Origin of the sequence: Delftia sp. 11MD, from assembly GCF_050907895.1 — a bacterium.
Classification (GTDB): Bacteria; Pseudomonadota; Gammaproteobacteria; order Burkholderiales; family Burkholderiaceae_C; genus Comamonas; species Comamonas tsuruhatensis.
In genome coordinates, this window is the sequence record NZ_CP194333.1 from 3,831,032 (window position 1) to 3,847,292 (window position 16,261).

Below are 16,261 nucleotides of genomic sequence, written 5' to 3' on the forward strand. Positions count from 1 at the left end.
GGTTCAGGTCCTGCCTTGCTTGATGTTGTTCAAGGTGGTGCGCAGCACCGCCAACGTGAATGGCTTGCACAGCAGGCTGTCGAAGCCGGCCGGCAGTCCGTCGCCCTGCCCCTGCCCCTGCACTTGCGATTGCTCTTGCGCCTGCGTCTGGGTCTGGGTCTGCGGCTGCGCATTGGCCGTCAGCCCGACGATCGGGCGGACATACCCGCGCTTTCTGAGCGCACGCGCCAGGGCCGGGCCGTCCAGCAACGGCATGTGCAGATCGGTGAGAACGGCATCGAATTCGAGCAGGCCGGACAGGGACAGCGCGTCCTGTCCATTGCTGGCCTGCTGGACCTCGCAGCCCAGCAACTGCAGCTGCTCTCGCAGGATGATCCTGTTGATGGGGTTGTCCTCGACGATGAGCACCCTCAGCCCCAGGGGCTCGTGGACCTGGGCGGCGGCGGCATACAGGTCGGGGCGCGCACCCGGCGCAATGCCCTGCTGGGCCAGGCCCAGCGCATGGCCCACTGCCGGCACGCCAGGCGCGCTGGCCTCCCACACGCAGGCCTGCACGGTCTCGCGGGGGCTCTCGCCCGGCGCCAGCGCCAGAACGCATTTGCCCGTCCATTGCGGACGGCGCAGCGACCGCGGCCAGGCTTGCACCAGCACGGCCTGTTCATTGGGACCCTGCACCTGGTCCCGGTAGGGCTGGGCCATGGCGCCCCAATGCCGCAGCCAGGCGCACAGGTTGTGCACGACTTCCGGAATGGCGCCATCCACGTAGACGGTGTGCGGCAACAGACTGGGCACTGCCTCATAGCCTGCCGCGCTCTCGCGCGGCAGGCGCAGCTCGAATGACACGCAGGTCCCCAGTCCAGGCTGGCTGGCGGCCGTCAGCCGCCCGCCCATCTCCTGGCTGAGGCGCAGGCAGATGGACAGCCCCAGGCCCGCGCCCTGGACCTGCTGCTGGGTGGCCGCATGGGCACGGAAGTACGGGTCGAACAGGAAGGGCTGCTGCTCCGGGTCGATGCCGATGCCCGTGTCCTGCACCTGGAACCGCAGGTCGGTGCCTTCCTCGCTGTCGCCCATGACCTGCAGGCGCAGGGCCACATGGCCGGAGAACGTGAACTTGATGGCATTGCCCACCAGGTTGTCCAGGATCTGCCGCAGCCGCAAGGCATCGCCCACCAGCAGGGGCGGCGTTTTCACATCGGAGACGGCATACAGCTGCAGGCCCTTTTGCTCGGCACGCGACAGCAGGCCTGCGGCCACGCTGTCGAGCAATTCGGTGGCCGAGAACGCCTGGGCCTCCAGCTGCAGCCGGCCCGCCTCGATGGCCGACAGATCCAGGCTGTCGTTGACGATGCGCAGCAAGGAGGCCGATGCCTGCTGCATGGCCCCCAGGTAGCGGGTCTGTTCGGAAGGAACCCTGGACAGGGCCAGCAGCTCCAGCGTTCCCAGGATGCCAAAGAGCGGTGTGCGTATTTCGTGGCTCATGGTGGCCAGAAACTGCGTCTTGGCCTGGCTCACCGATTCGGCGCGCTGCTTGGCATCGACCAGCGCTGCCTGCGCCTGCCTGAGCGCCGTCACATCGCTGACCAGGCAGAAAACCACCGGTTCGCCCCCGTGGGTCGTGGGCGTGGTGCGGACCTCCACCCATCGCCCGTCCCCCAGCGCCAGCTCACGCGGGCCCTGCTGCGTGCCCCCGGCCACGGCCTGCTCGAACCAGGAAGCATCACTGCACACCCACTGCCGGGCCAGCGCATTGGACAGCAGCAGGCTGCGATCGCTGCACCGCACCAGCGCCAGGCCCACGGGTGCCGTGTCCAGCAGCTTTCGGCAGAGCGCGTCACCGGCGGCGCAGGCCCCTGCCCGGCTCCAGGCCGAAGCCGGCACGCCGCGTCGCAGCCGGCCCACGCACCATGCAATTGCAGCCATGAAGGCAAGTCCCAGCGACACGGACCACAGCAGCAGCCAGGCGTGGGCCCTGACCAGTTGCCGCACGGGCTCCCAGCGGTCTGCAAGCCATGCGGCGTTGTTCACGGATTTGCGCAGCAGCAGCGATTCGGGAAGGCCCCGGCCCACATGCATCAGCGAATACAGCGGCACGAGGTGGTCCTGCGGTGCGCTGGTGCGCCACGGCCATGCCAGACCGGCCTGGGAATGGACGGCCGCGCGGGTCGCGCCCACGGCAGCGTCCAGCAGCAGGAAATACCGGTCCATGAAAAACAGCTGCATGTCCCCCACAGGCACATGCGCGCGGCTGCGGGATGGCGGCGCCGGGGCGGCATCGTCCCTGCCGCTGTGCAAGGCGCAGGCCAGCATGGCCATGATTGCCAGTGCAAATACCGTCCAATCACGCAGCGACGCCATCCAATCGCACAGTGCCATGGACGGGCACCACCCGTGCCGAGTCGAGCGGGAAGAAAACAGAAGGTCTTGAAACTGGCGCATTGCCAAATCATAGGAATCGGATGAAGAAACAGGGCTAAGAATTTTCTTAATCCTGCAAACCCGTGCACGCCGCTTCACCCGGGAATATCGCCCGCCTCGCTTCGTCATCAAAGACCTTGTCCGATCTCTTCAGCGATTTCAGCAGTCTTGATGATTTAAGAAAATTCTTAGACCCAAACTCGGATGCCCCGGGGATCATTGCCGGCTTGATTCATCAACAAGGGCTGCTTCATTTTCTTGGGTCAGGCCCCGGGATATTCCACACAGACGCCGCACATGCGAAATTGCAGCGCCCTGTCCAGCAATTGCGCAATCAATGCCCGCAAGGCGTTTCGGCAGTCCATTTCAGGGAAAGTAAAAAGGCAATGAGCATATACAGGCAACGATTCACTCCCACGGCGGCACGCAGGCCCCTGCGCCTGCTCGCCCTGGCATTGCTGTCGCAAGGCTGCATCGCCACGGCCCACGCATGGACCGTCGTGGTGGACAGCGCCGCCGACGCAACCGGCCCGTGCGCCAGCACCGGCCTGGGCCCCTGCACCCTGCGCGATGCCATCACCTACGCCAACGCCAACCGCAACCAAGGCGGCGACAACCGCATCGAGTTCCGCATCGGTGCGGGGGGAGAGCAGACCATCGTCGCCCAAAGCAACTGGAATGGCAGGCTCATGCAGCCCATTGCACCGGCCACATCGCTCACCGTGGACGCCAGCACGCAGCCCGGCTATGAGGACCACTTGCCACGCCGCCCCCTGATCACGCTGCAGTCAGGCAGCCCCGAGTTCGGCATAGGGCTCGAGCTGGCAGGCGCCATCACGGTGCGCGGCCTGGCGATAGGCGGCTTCAATACGGCCCTGGCGGTGACCGGCGACGGCAACACCGTGCTGGGCTGCCATATAGGCGTTGACGCATCGGGAACGGTTGCCATGGGCAATCGCAGCAACATCCTTGTCCACTCCGGCAACCGCAACCGCATCGGGAATCTGGATATTGGCGGGCGAAATGTCATTTCCGCGGCGGAGAATTCCGGAATATGGCTTTCCTGGCCAGGCGCGGGTACAGGAAACATCATTCAGGGAAACTACATAGGCACCGATATCACCGGCAATGTGGCCCTGGGAAACCAGGGAAACGGCATCAGCGTGGCATCAGACTTTACCGGCACGCTGATCGACAGCAACCTCGTCTCCGGCAATGTCAGGCAAACAGGCGGCTCCTCCGCGATTTCCATTTCCGGCGCCCACACGCTGGTGACCCGCAACCGAGTCGGAACCAATGCAGCCGGCACGGCCATGATTCCCAACAATGGGCCAGGCATTGCCGTATTCTTTTCGTCGGAGGGCGGACATCGCATTGGCACAGGCCCTGAGGACGGCAACCTGGTTGCCGGAAACAAGGAAACGGCCATTGAATTGAATGGAAACTACGGCGCACGCAACCCGAATACCCTGATTGCCGGGAATATCGTGGGAACCAGCCTGGATGCCAGCACCATGCTGCCCAATCAATGGGGCATCGTCATCAAGGATTCGGACGAGGTGACCGTGCGCGCAAACATCGTCGGTGGCAGCAAGGCGTCCGGCATACAGTTCCAGGGCGCCAGCAAGAACAACCTCGTGCAGGGCAACTACGTGGGCGTCAGTCCCCAGGGAACCGCCCTGCCCAACGGTGAAGGCGTTTCCTTTTTCCAGAAGGCCCATGACACCCTGGTCGGCGGTGACGACGCGGCACATGCCAACGTGATTGCGCACAACAGGCTGTTCGGCGTGGGATTGCGGGGGGACGAAGTCAAGGGCGTCTCCATGCTCGGCAATGCCATCTACGGCAATACCGAGGGAGGCATCGCACGAACCAGCCTGGCCAACGGAGATCCTGCCGAGCCGGTGCTGCTCACGGTGACGCCCGAGGGCCTGTCCGGCACGCTGGACAGCGTCGCCAACGAGAGCATGCGCATCGAGTATTTCTCGACGCCCAGGCTGCCCGACGGGCTGGTGGAGCGCGCCGCCGGCAAGGTTCTGCTCGGCTCGCAGACCGTGACCACCGATGCCTCCGGCCATGCGCCCTTGGTGTTCAAGGGCGCCATGCCCCCGGGCGACCAGGCCGCTGTCACGGCGACCGCCACCCGGATTTCCACCGGTGACACCTCGCGCTTTTCCAATGCGATGGCGGCCAACGCCGCCCCCGTGGCCCTGCCGCAAGCCGTCACGACCCCGCAGGATACGGCGCTGTCCATCACCCTCGCTGGCACGGACTTCGAGTCGGACCCGTTGCGCTTCGAGATCACCGCCGGCCCCGCCCATGGCGTCATCAGCGGCTTCGATCCCCAGACGGGTACGCTGGTCTACACGCCGGCGGCCGGCTACTCCGGGCCCGATACCTTCGCCTTCACGGTATCCGACGGGCACCAGAGCGCTGCCGCACCGGCATCCGTGTCCATCGAGGTGATCGCTGCCGATCCTCCCGACCCCGGCCCGGGCACCGATCCCGACCCCGGTCCGGGCACGGACCCAGGACCCGGTGCCGGCCCCGGAAATGTCCAGGCCGTTCCCGGCCTGGGCCAGGGTGGCATGCTGGCGCTGCTGTGCGGCATGGCCTATCTGGCCAGCCGCAGGATGAGGAAAAGGCAGGCCTGAGCCCGCAGCGGGCGCAGGTCCCGCGCAAACGTCAGGCCGGCAGCCAGCGCAGCCAGCTCGGCCGCCAGGTCAGGGTGAAGGCAATGGCCAGGGCGGCGGCTGCCAGCGTCATGATCCAGACCAGGGAGGCCATGGAGGCATGGTCCACCGCCAGGCACAGGCCCAGCGAGGCGGCCAGGCCTGCGGCGCCCAGCCAGCGCAGCAGCCTGACCTTGCCATCGGGCTGGGGCATGTCGCCATGCACCTGCTCCCAGTGCACGTCCTTGGCCAGCGCAAACCAGCCCATGCCGGCCAGCGAGGCGGCAAAGGCGGCGGCCAGCAGCAGTGCGTCCATCAGTCCCTCAGACATGGGCCACCTCCGCCGTGCGTGCAGGCGTGGCGGTGGCCACGCGGCTCTTGAGCTTGCGTGCCACCACCACGGCCAGCACGGCGCTGGCCAGCATGAACAGGTCCACGCCAGCCACCGGCCAGTAGCCCGCGCCCAGGGTCTTGAGCAGGTGGTCGCCCGTGGTCAGCCAGTTCAGCAGCACGGCCGTGACGGCCATGGCGGCCACGGCCCAGCACTGCTCGCGCCAGGCGGGGTTGGGCAGGCCCCGGGCCACGGGGGCGCTGCGCACAAAGGCATGCGCCATGGCCAGCAGCCAGGCGGCCCAGAAGAAATAGCGCTCCATGTCGCCCCGGCCCGGCCAGCCCTGGGGCATGGCCTCGGGCAGCAGGCGGTTGGCGATCAGCATGCCCAGCGTGGCCACCAGCATGCCGGTGACCGTGGTGACAGCCAGGGCATCGACCACGCGCGCGCCCTGCACGCCCTGTCTGGCGTGCTGCTTCTTGCGCTTTTCCACGAAGAAGACAAAGCCGGTGGCAATGCACACGCAGCCGGCCAGGCCGCCCAGCACGTACAGCCAGCGCAGCAGCCAGTGGCGGAAGTGCTGCAGGTGCAGGCCGGTGAGGAAGGTGTTGATGCTGTCCACGGCCGTGCGCGGAGGATCTTCGCGCAGCAGGGCGCCCGTGCTGGCCTTGAAGTGGATGCCCTCGCCCGTGAGCGCGATGCGGTCGGTGCCGGCGCGGTAGACGCTGACGTAGCCGTTGGCATCGCCCACATGGGTGACGGACAGGAAGCCCACGTCGCCGGCCATGCCCTTGGCGGCCCAGCGGCGCTGCGCCTCGGCCACCATGGCGTCCACCGAGGCCATGGGTGCGGCCACGCCGGCGCGGTCGTGCGGCAGGCCGGTTTCCTCGGCCTCCATCTTCTCGTGCAACTCGTGCAGGGGCTCCAGCTGGGTATGGGTGATGGGGAAGTAGATGCCCGCAAAGATCACCAGGCCCGTGAAGGCGAAGAAGAAGTGGAAGGGCAGCGCCACCACGCCGGTAAGGTTGTGCAGATCCAGCACGCTGCGCTGCGTGGCCTTCTTCGGACGGAAGGTGAACAGCTCGCGGAAGATCTTGCGGTGCATGACCACGCCGCTGACCAGGGCCGCCAGCATGATGAGCGCGGCAAAGCCCACGATCCAGTAGCCGAGGTTCATCCAGTTGAGCGTCAGGCTGTAGTGCAGCGGGTAGAAGAACTGGCTGCCGATCTTGAGGTGGTCGTCCGGCAGGGACTCGCCATTGCGCGGGTCGATGGTGCGCATGGCCCAGATCAGGGTCTCGGGCTTCTTGGCGTTGGCCACCTCGTAGCCGGCGAACAGGCCCAGCACGGGATCGCGGTGGGTGGTGTAGGCGCCCCAGCGCTGGGGCGTGTCGAAGCGCTCGGGCAGCGGGCCGTTGACCTCGCCGCGCATGGCATCGCGCGCCTGGGCGTTGGGCTGCATGGACTCGAAGACCGGCTTGAGGATCTGGTCGTACGAGGACATGGGCGTGGGCTCGAAGCGCGAGGCCGGGATGGCCCAGCGGTCGATCTCGCGGTCGAACACCGACAGCGCGCCGAAGAAGAAGGCGGCCATGAGCACGAAGCCGAGCGCAAGCCCGAACCAGGTGTGCAGCCAGGCCATGGAGAGGCGGAAGTTCTGGAACATGAGGCGTTCTCCGGATTCAGGGCAGCAGCATCTGCTGGAGCAGCGATGCGCAACCGGTCATGACAATGCCGCCGCCGGCCAGCACGGCCCAGACGCGCGGGAGGCTCTGCGCCGCAAAGGCCCAGAGGAACACCGTCAGAAACACCAGGAAGCCGAGGATGTAGCCCAGATGCTCGGCATCGTGGAACTCCATTCCGGCGGCAAACATCAGCGCCACGCCCAGGGCGATGAAGCCCCAGGTGAAGGCATAGCCGCCGAAGACGGCAGCTGCAATGCGAACCAAAATAGTTTTCATTTACAAAGAAAAATACAGTCGTGGACCAAAGTGCTCGGGGCGCATTATCCCCGAGCGCCGTCAAAACCCGTGATCGGCCGTGGTGTCCCTATGCGGGCTGGCCTGCCGCCTGCGCCTTGGCCTGCGGTGCCGAAGGCTTGAGCGTGGGCGGCACGAACTGGAAGGTATCCGCGCGCGCCCCTGGCCAGTAGAGCTTGAACACGTTGTGCTGCTTGTCCAGCGGCCCCAGCAGCGCGCCGGGCTCCACGCGCAGCACCAGGTTGGCGAGCTGGCGCACCTCGGTGTCGGAGATGCGCCGCACGATGTGGTGGGCCGTGATGTCGCAGGGGTGCTCCAGGCCCGCCGCCTGCACCAGCTCCTGCAGCGCATGCAGGGTCTTGTCATGGAAGTTGGCCACGCGCGTGGCCTTGTCGGGCACGACCAGGGCCTTCTGGCGCGCCGCGTCCTGCGTGGCCACGCCCGTGGGGCAGTGGCCGGTGTGGCAGTTCTGCGCCTGGATGCAGCCCAGGGCCATCATGAAGCCGCGCCCGGCGTTGCACCAGTCGGCGCCCAGCGCCATCATGCGCGCGATGTCGAAGGCCGTGATCACCTTGCCGGCCGCACCGATCTTGATGCGGTGGCGCAGGCCCACGCCGATCAGCGTGTTGTGCACCAGCAGCAGGCCTTCCTGCAGCGGCACGCCCACGTGGTCGGTGAACTCCACCGGCGCCGCGCCCGTGCCGCCCTCGGCGCCATCGACCACGATGAAGTCCGGCGTGATGTCCGTCTCCTGCATGGCCTTGACGATGGCGAACCACTCCCAGGGATGGCCCACGCAGAACTTGAAGCCCGTGGGCTTGCCGCCCGACTTCTCGCGCAGGCGGGCGATGAAATGCATCATCTCCACCGGCGTCCTGAAGGCGCTGTGGCTGGAGGGGCTGATGCAGTCCACGCCCACGGGCACGCCGCGCGCGGCGGCGATCTCGGGGGTGACCTTGGCGCCCAGCAGCATGCCGCCGTGGCCGGGCTTGGCGCCCTGGCTGAGCTTGATCTCGATGAGCTTGACCTGCGGGTCGGTGGCATTGGCGATGAATTTCTCTTCGCTGAACGTGCCATCGTCGTTGCGGCAGCCGAAGTAGCCCGAGGCCACCTCCCAGATCAGGTCGCCGCCGTGCACGCGGTGGTGCTGGCTGATGGAGCCCTCGCCCGTGTCGTGCGCAAAGCCGCCCATCTTCGCGCCCTTGTTCAGCGCCAGGATGGCATTGGCCGACAGCGCGCCAAAGCTCATGGCCGAGATGTTGAAGATGCTGGCGCTGTAGGGCTGGGTGCAGGGCGAGGCACCTTCATCGGCGCAGCCGATGGTGATGCGGAAATCATGCGAGGCCAGCCTGGTGGGCTGCATGGAATGGTTCACCCATTCATAGCCCTGGGCCGTGACATTGAGCTGCGTGCCCAGCGGGCGGCTGTCCGGGTCGCCCTTGGCGCGCTGGTAGACCAGGGAGCGCTGGGCGCGCGAGAACGGCAGCGCCTCATGGTCGGACTCGATGAAGTACTGGCGCATCTCGGGCCGGATGAACTCCAGCAGAAACCGCAGGTGGCCGATGATGGGGTAGTTGCGCAGCACCGAATGGCGCACCTGGGTCATGTCGCGCACGCCCAGCAGCGCCAGCGCGGCGCACACGCCAAAGCCCAGCCACCACCACAGCCCTCCCCACACCAGCGCCGCCACCAGCAGCCCCGCGCTGCCGACCAGGCTCAGGCAGAACGTGGTGTAGCGCAGCGGCACCCATGCGGGCAGGCGATGAACGGGAGAGGCAGACGTTGACATGGCGTGGGTCCTCGGAACGAGTTGACGATCTTGTGCATGCCGCGCCTTCGAGGGCGCGCTGTGCACAAGGTTAACCCACGATCCGCGTCAGCCCTGGCGCGGCCGGGCGCCGGCGCCCGTTGCCTGCGCGGCCGCAGGCAGCACGAACCGGAAGCTCGCCCCCTGCCCCGGCGGGTCCACCAGTTCGATGCGGCAGCCGTGCAGCTCCAGCATGCGGTGGACGATGCGCAGGCCCAGGCCGCCGCCGCGGCGGGCGCCGCCCACGGTGAAGGGGCGCTCGAACAGGCCTTCGCGCAGATCGGCCGGGATGCCGGGGCCGGTGTCGGCCACGGTGACTTCGACGGCGTTGCCCGCCGCCGCCAGCGCCACCTGGATGCTGCCGCCTTCGGGGGTGTGGCGCAGCGCGTTGTCCAGCAGGTTGCCCAGCACGCGCTCGATCATCCCCAGGTCGGCCTGGACGACGGGCAGGCGGGCTGGGAAGTCGGCCCGCAGCGCCACCTGTCGCGCCTCGGCACGCAGCTCGAATTTCTGGAACACGTCCTGCACCAGGTCGGGCATGGAAAACGGCTCCGGCTCGGGCTGGACAAAGCCGTATTCCAGGCGCGCCAGCTCGAACAGGCTTTGCGCCAGCTCGCCCACCTTCTGGCTCTGTGCCAGGGCAATGCCCAGGTAGCGGCGGCGTTCGGTGGTGTCGAGCACGGCGTCCTTGAGCAGCAGCGTTTCCAGGTAGCCGTGCAGGGACGACAGCGGCGTGCGCAGGTCGTGCGAGACGTTGGCGATGAGCTCGCGCCGCTCCTGGTCCTGGCGCGTGAGGGCGCGCCACTGCTCGCCGATGCGCGCCACCATGCGGCGGTAGGCCGCGTCCAGCACGGCGATCTCGTCGCGGCTGTCCTGCGCGGCGCCGGGCTGGGGGGCCGGCAGGTCCGGGGGGGTGCCATGGATGTCGAAGCCGGCCACCTCTTCGGTGAGCCGGCGCAGCGGCCGCGTGATCAGCGCAAAGGCCACCAGGCCGGCCACCAGGCACAGCAGCGCCACCAGGCCGATGGACCACAGCGCCGTGCTGAGCACCGAGTTGGCCGAGCCCTGCGCCACCAGCTGGTCATGCGCCTCGCCCTGCAGCACCACGTAGATGAAGCCCACTTCCTTGCCGTTGACGCGCAGCGGCGCCGCGCTGAAGACCTTGCGCCCTTCGGTGCTGCGCGGGTCGTCACCCAGGATGGGCAGGGTGCCGCCTTCCAGCAGCCGGTGCACGGGGGCCAGGTCCACGCGCTCGCGGCGCACGCGGCCGTCGGGGGCGGCATGGCCGGCAATGCGGCCGTCGGCGTCCAGCAGGTAGACCTCCACGCTGGGGTTGACCAGCATGAGCTGGTTGAAGAAGCTGCGCACGGCGCCGGGCATGAGGCCGTTGGCGTCGGTCAGCTGGGCGTCGCGCGCAATGCTTTCGGCCACGTCGCGCGACAGGCCCTGCACCACTTCCAGCTCGTGCATGCGGCTGGCGCGCAGCTGCATCCAGGCCGAGGTGCCGCTGCACACCAGCAGCAGCACGGCAAAGACCAGGGAAAGGCGCTGGGTCAGTGTCAGGCGCAGTTTCATGGTCATGCGCCCTCGCCCGCTTCGGCGAACTTGTAGCCGCGCCCCCAGACGGTGAGGATGCGCGCGGGCTGGGCCGGGTCGGCCTCGATCTTGGCGCGCAGGCGGTTGATGTGGGTGTTGACGGTGTGCTCGTAGCCCTCGTGCTGGTAGCCCCAGACGGCATTGAGCAGGTCCATGCGCGAGAACACCTTGCCGGGCTGGCGCGCAAAGAAGTACAGCAGGTCGAACTCGCGCGGGGTCAGGTCCAGCCGGGCACCATGAAGCCGGGCATCGCGCGCCACGGGGTCCATGGCCAGGCCGTCAATGGACAGGCTGCCGGACTCCAGCCGCGCGTTCTGGGCCAGCGCCTCCACGCGGCGCAGCAGCGCCTTGACGCGCGCCACCAGCTCCAGCACCGAAAACGGCTTGGCCAGGTAGTCGTCGGCGCCGATCTCCAGGCCCAGGATGCGCTGCACCTCGCTGGAGCGCGCGCTGATGATGATGATGGGCGTGTAGCGCGCCATGGCGCGGGCGCGGCGGCAGATCTCCAGGCCGTCCACGCCGGGCAGCATGATGTCCAGCACCAGCGCGTCCCAACCGCCGCGCTCCAGTTGGCGCAGGCCGTCGTCGCCGCGCGCGCAGTGCATGACTTCCAGGCCTTCGTCGCGCAGGTGCAGCGTGAGCAGGTCGGCGATATGGGCGTCGTCCTCGACGAGAAGTACGCGGCGCGTGGCGGTCATCGGATGCGGTTTCCTGGAAGTGGCGGGAGTGGCTGCCATTGTGCGCAATACCGGGGCCGGGAGTTATCACGAATCTTTGAACTCTGCGTGAGGACTTCGGGAGGCCGGCGCCCTAACCTGACTGGCATCGCATCGTTTTCAGACGCACGCAACCTTCAGGAGCACACCATGACCACCAGACGCCATCTTCTGTGGACTGCAGGCGCCGGCACCACCGCCGTGCTGGCGGCCAGCCTGTTCCCGCGCCGCGCGCCAGCGGCCGCCTCCAGCGAAATCTTCGAGGTGAGCTACAGCGACGCCGAGTGGCGTGCCCGGCTCACGCCCGAGCAGTACCGGATCCTGCGCAAGGAAGGCACGGAGCGTGCAGGCTCCAGCCCGCTGAACAAGGAGCACCGCGCGGGCACCTTTGCCTGCGCAGGCTGCGCGCTGCCCCTGTTCTCGTCCAAGACCAAGTTCGACAGCGGCACGGGCTGGCCCAGCTTCTGGCAGCCGCTGGACAAGGCCGTGGCCACGCGCCAGGACCGCACCTACGGCATGCTGCGCACCGAGGTGCATTGCCGCCGCTGCGGCGGCCACCTGGGCCATGTCTTCGACGACGGCCCCAGGCCCACGGGCCTGCGCTACTGCATGAACGGGCTGTCCCTGACGTTCACGCCCCAGCCTGCCTGAACCCGGGAGCCACGCCATGCTGCTGATCGTCCTGGCCTATCTGGGCGGGGTGCTGACCATCGTCAGCCCCTGCATCCTGCCGGTGCTGCCCTTCGTCTTTGCACGCGCCGACCAGCCCTTCGCCAAAAGCGGCCTGCCGCTGCTGGCGGGCATGGCGCTGACCTTCGCCCTGGTGGCCTCGCTGGCCGCCGTGGGCGGCGGCTGGGTGGTGGCCGCCAATGAATACGGCCGCTGGCTGGCCCTGGGCCTGGTCGCCGTGTTTGCGCTGACCCTGCTGTGGCCCGGCCTGTCCGAGCGGCTGACGCGGCCGCTGGTGGCGGCAGGCTCGCGCCTGTCCGAGCGTGCCCAGGGCACGGACGGCGGTGCCCGCCCCGGCGCCTCGCTGCTGCTGGGCGTGGCCACGGGCCTGCTGTGGGCGCCCTGCGCGGGCCCTATCCTGGGCCTGATCCTCACGGGCGCCGCACTGCAGGGCGCCAACACCACCTCCAGCCTGCTGCTGCTGGCCTATGCGGCCGGTGCGGCCACCTCCATGGCGGCGGCCCTGCTGCTGGGCGGCAAGGTGTTTGCGGCGCTCAAGCGCATGCTGGGCGCGGGCGAATGGGTGCGGCGCGGGCTGGGCGCGGCCATGCTGGCCGGTGTGGGCGCGATTGCGCTGGGGCTGGACACGGGCGTGCTGGCGCAAGTGTCCACGGCCTCCACCGGCGGCCTGGAGCAAAGGCTGGTGGACCGCCTGAGCGGCAGGCCCGAGGGTGGTGCCATGGCCATGCAGGCCGGTCCCGCAATGATGGCCGCCGTGGACAGGGGCTCCGGTGCTGGCCCGGCCATGATGGCCGCAGGCGGCGCCATGCGCATGGCCGGCGGCCCGTCCCGCGCCGCCCTGCCGGACGAAGGGCTGGCCCCTGCGCTGGACGGCGCCACCGACTGGCTCAACTCCACCCCGCTGACGGCCGAACAACTGCGCGGCAAGGTGGTGCTGGTGGATTTCTGGACCTATTCCTGCATCAACTGCCTGCGCACCCTGCCCTATGTGAAGGCCTGGGCCGAGAAGTACCGCGACCAGGGCCTGGTGGTGGTGGGCGTGCATGCGCCGGAGTTCGCCTTCGAGCGCAAGCTGTCCAACGTGGAAAAGGCCGTCAAGGACCTGGGCATCAGCTACCCCGTGGCCGTGGACAACGGCTACAAGATCTGGCGCGCCTTCAACAACCAGTACTGGCCGGCGCACTACTTCATCGATGCCCAGGGCCGCATCCGGCACCACCACTTTGGCGAAGGCGGCTATGCCGAGTCCGAGCGCGTGATCCAGCAACTGCTGCAGGAAGCCGGATCGAAGCAGGTGGACCTGGGCCTGATCGACGTGCAGGCCCAGGGCGTGCAGCAGGCAGCCGACATGGCAGCCGTGCGCTCGCACGAGACCTACCTGGGCTATGAGCGCGCCGAGCAATTTGCCGCCACGCCTGCCGCCGTGCACGACCAGGCCACCGCCTATGCCACGCCCGAGCGCCTGCCGCTCAACGCCTGGGGCCTGAGCGGCCAATGGACGGTGGGCCCGGAAAGCGCCACGCTGGACGGCGCCACCGGCCGCATCACCTACCGCTTCCAGGCACGCGACCTGCACCTGGTGCTGGGCCCCGGCAGCGATGGCAAGCCCGTGCGCTTCAAGGTACTGATCGACGGCAAGGCGCCCGGCGCCTCGCGCGGCATGGACGTGGCCGCCGACGGCAGCGGCAGCGTGACCGCGCAGCGCCTGTACCAGCTGGTGCGCCAGGACGGCGGCGCAGCCGAGCGCACCTTCAGCATCGAATTCCTGGACCCCGGCATCTCCGCCTATGCCTTCACCTTTGGCTGATCCCTGGCCGCTTCACTTTCACCGGAGAGACACCATGACCAACGATTCCCCCCTCGCCGCCGCACCCCGCCGCCGCGGCCTTCTCCAACTGCTGACCGGCAGCGCCGTGCTGCTGGGCGGCGCCCTGCTGTGGCAGGGCAGCGACCTGCAGGCGGCCGAGCAGGCCGTGCGCATTCCGCCACCCGCGCAGGACATGCCGGCCACGGGCCAGGGGCCGCAGAAAGCCATCTTTGCGGGCGGCTGCTTCTGGGGAGTGCAGGGCGTGTTCCAGCATGTCAAGGGCGTGCAGCGCGCCGTCTCGGGCTACAGCGGCGGCACGGCGGCCCAGGCCTCGTATTCGGCGGTGAGCAGCGGCCGCACCGGGCATGCGGAGTCGGTCGAGATCACCTATGACCCGGCCCAGGTCAGCTACGGGCAACTGCTGCAGATCTACTTTTCCGTGGCCCATGACCCGACCCAGCTCAACCGCCAGGGGCCGGACACGGGCCCGCAGTACCGCTCGGCCATCTTCGCCACCGACGCCGCGCAGCTCAGGACCGCCCAGGCCTATGTGGCCCAGCTCGATGCCGCCAAGGTCTTCGGCAAGCCCATCGTGACCCGGCTGGAGGACAAGCCCAGCTTCTTCCCTGCCGAGAACTACCACCAGGACTTCATGACCGAGAACCCGCGCCATCCCTACATCGTCATCAACGACCTGCCCAAGGTGGAGCAGCTCAAGCGCCTGTTCCCGGACAGCTACCGGGCCGAGCCGGTGCTGGTCAAGCAGGCCGCGCGGCAGATGTAGCGCCTGCGCAGCGCGGGTGCCTTCAGGCATCGGGGGCGGCTGCCGTATGAGACATTTGCGGCATGCCCTCCAGCCTGCAGACCGCACCCAACCCGCCCGCGCCCCTTCCCGCGGCCCCTGTGGCCCCTGTGGCCCCCACCCGCGCCGAAGCCCTGCGCTACTGGCTGAAGCTGGGCTGCATCAGCTTTGGCGGGCCGGCCGGGCAGATCGCCATCATGCATGAGGACCTGGTGGAGCGGCGGCGCTGGATATCGGAGGGCCGATTCCTGCATGCGCTCAACTACTGCATGCTGCTGCCCGGCCCCGAGGCGCAGCAGCTGGCCACCTATATCGGCTGGCTGCTGCACCGCACCTGGGGCGGCATCGTGGCCGGCGGGCTGTTCGTGCTGCCCTCGCTGGTGCTGCTGATCGGCCTGTCCTGGATCTATGTGGCCTTCGGCCATGTGCCGGCCATTGCCGGCATCTTCTACGGCATCAAGCCGGCCGTGACGGCGCTGGTGGTGCAGGCGGCCTGGCGCGTGGGCTCGCGCACCTTGCGCAACGGCTGGCTGTGGGGCATTGCCGCGGCGGCCTTCGTGGCCATCTTCGCGCTGAAGCTGCCGTTTCCGCTGATCGTGCTGGCGGCCGGCGCACTGGGCTACCTGGGGGGCAGGCTGGCGCCGCGCCACTTCGCCCCTGCAGGCGGGCACGGCCACGGTGGCGGCAGCCACGGCCCGGCCGTCATCGACGATGACACGCCCGTACCGGCCCATGCACGGTTCAGCTGGCGTTTTTTTAACCAGGTGCTGGCGGCCAGCCTGGGGCTGTGGGCGCTGGCGCTGGGCCTGCTGACCGCCGCCTTCGGCTGGCAGGGCGCGCTCACCCAGATGGGCTGGTTCTTCACCAAGGCGGCACTGCTGACCTTTGGCGGCGCCTATGCCGTGCTGCCCTACCTCTACCAGGGCGCCGTGGACCACTACCACTGGCTCACGGCCACGCAGATGATGGACGGGCTGGCCCTGGGCGAGACCACGCCGGGGCCGCTGATCATGGTGGTGTCCTTCGTGGGCTTCCTGGGCGGCTGGAGCACGCAGGTGTTCGGCCCCGATGCGCTGCTGCCTGCCGGCGCCGCCGCCGCCCTGGTCGTGACCTTCTTCACCTTTTTGCCGTCCTTCGCCTTCATCCTGCTGGGCGGCCCCTTCATCGAGTCCACCCATGGCAGGCTGGGCTTCACCGCGCCGCTGACGGGCATCACGGCCGCCGTGGTGGGCGTCATCGCCAACCTGGCCGTGTTCTTTGCCTGGCACGTGCTGTGGCCACAGGGCTGGGCGGGTCCCTTCGACTGGCCGTCCGCACTGCTGGGCCTGGCTGCGGCGGCCGCGCTGCTGCGCTGGAAGGTCGGCGTGATCCCCGTGGTGGTGGGCGCGGGGCTGGCCGGCCTGGCGATCACGCTGGCACGCCAGGGTGGGTAGGAAAGGCTGCGGC

General features: G+C 68.5%; 12 protein-coding genes. 5 read left to right on the plus strand and 7 right to left on the minus strand.

Annotation, left to right across the window (positions count from 1 at the left end):
- Positions 1-3: 3 nt before the first annotated feature.
- The gene (locus tag ACRSCF_RS17320; protein ID WP_244386232.1) at positions 4-2,373 is read right to left on the minus strand and encodes an ATP-binding protein; all 2,370 of its coding nucleotides are present in this window, start codon (positions 2,371-2,373) and stop codon (positions 4-6) included.
- Between the two features lie 179 nt (positions 2,374-2,552).
- Here ACRSCF_RS17320 and ACRSCF_RS17325 point away from each other — a divergent pair, with 179 nt between their 5' ends.
- On the plus strand, positions 2,553-5,069 hold the full coding sequence (locus ACRSCF_RS17325) for an Ig-like domain-containing protein (protein ID WP_244386234.1): 2,517 nt from the start codon (positions 2,553-2,555) through the stop codon (positions 5,067-5,069).
- Between the two features lie 31 nt (positions 5,070-5,100).
- On the opposite strand, the gene ACRSCF_RS17330 is transcribed toward ACRSCF_RS17325, so the two are convergent.
- The 6 genes from ACRSCF_RS17330 to ACRSCF_RS17355 all read right to left on the minus strand — a co-directional run bounded on the left by ACRSCF_RS17330 (position 5,101) and on the right by ACRSCF_RS17355 (position 11,498).
- Complete coding sequence (locus ACRSCF_RS17330) at positions 5,101-5,418, minus strand: DUF3325 domain-containing protein (RefSeq protein WP_034364405.1); 318 nt, start codon at positions 5,416-5,418, stop codon at positions 5,101-5,103.
- Positions 5,411-7,084: a PepSY-associated TM helix domain-containing protein gene (locus tag ACRSCF_RS17335; RefSeq protein ID WP_432675068.1), complete on the minus strand. Its 1,674-nt coding sequence runs from the start codon at positions 7,082-7,084 to the stop codon at positions 5,411-5,413. Before ACRSCF_RS17335 ends, ACRSCF_RS17330 begins: the two co-directional genes overlap by 8 nt.
- A gap of 16 nt (positions 7,085-7,100) precedes the next feature.
- A complete protein-coding gene (locus ACRSCF_RS17340) occupies positions 7,101-7,379 on the minus strand; it encodes a hypothetical protein (protein ID WP_016448165.1) in 279 nt (92 codons plus the stop codon).
- A gap of 88 nt (positions 7,380-7,467) precedes the next feature.
- Positions 7,468-9,186, minus strand: a complete 1,719-nt coding sequence (locus ACRSCF_RS17345; RefSeq protein ID WP_034364403.1) for an FMN-binding glutamate synthase family protein — start codon at positions 9,184-9,186, stop codon at positions 7,468-7,470.
- Between the two features lie 87 nt (positions 9,187-9,273).
- Positions 9,274-10,779, minus strand: a complete 1,506-nt coding sequence (locus ACRSCF_RS17350) for a sensor histidine kinase (protein WP_034364401.1) — start codon at positions 10,777-10,779, stop codon at positions 9,274-9,276.
- A gap of 2 nt (positions 10,780-10,781) precedes the next feature.
- On the minus strand, positions 10,782-11,498 hold the full coding sequence (locus ACRSCF_RS17355) for a response regulator transcription factor (protein WP_016448168.1): 717 nt from the start codon (positions 11,496-11,498) through the stop codon (positions 10,782-10,784).
- A gap of 168 nt (positions 11,499-11,666) precedes the next feature.
- Between ACRSCF_RS17355 and msrB the strand changes: the two genes are divergently transcribed.
- The 4 genes from msrB (at position 11,667) to chrA (ending at position 16,248) form a co-directional block, all read left to right on the plus strand.
- Complete coding sequence (gene msrB / locus ACRSCF_RS17360) at positions 11,667-12,167, plus strand: peptide-methionine (R)-S-oxide reductase MsrB (RefSeq protein ID WP_034364397.1); 501 nt, start codon at positions 11,667-11,669, stop codon at positions 12,165-12,167.
- A 16-nt stretch (positions 12,168-12,183) separates the two neighbouring features.
- Positions 12,184-14,013 (plus strand): cytochrome c biogenesis protein DipZ, encoded by a 1,830-nt coding sequence (locus ACRSCF_RS17365; RefSeq protein WP_034364395.1) that lies wholly within the window; start codon positions 12,184-12,186, stop codon positions 14,011-14,013.
- A gap of 34 nt (positions 14,014-14,047) precedes the next feature.
- A complete protein-coding gene (gene msrA / locus ACRSCF_RS17370) occupies positions 14,048-14,797 on the plus strand; it encodes a peptide-methionine (S)-S-oxide reductase MsrA (protein WP_244386238.1) in 750 nt (249 codons plus the stop codon).
- Positions 14,798-14,859: 62 nt separating this feature from the next.
- Complete coding sequence (gene chrA, locus ACRSCF_RS17375) at positions 14,860-16,248, plus strand: chromate efflux transporter (RefSeq protein ID WP_244386244.1); 1,389 nt, start codon at positions 14,860-14,862, stop codon at positions 16,246-16,248.
- The last annotated feature ends 13 nt before the right edge of the window (positions 16,249-16,261 follow it).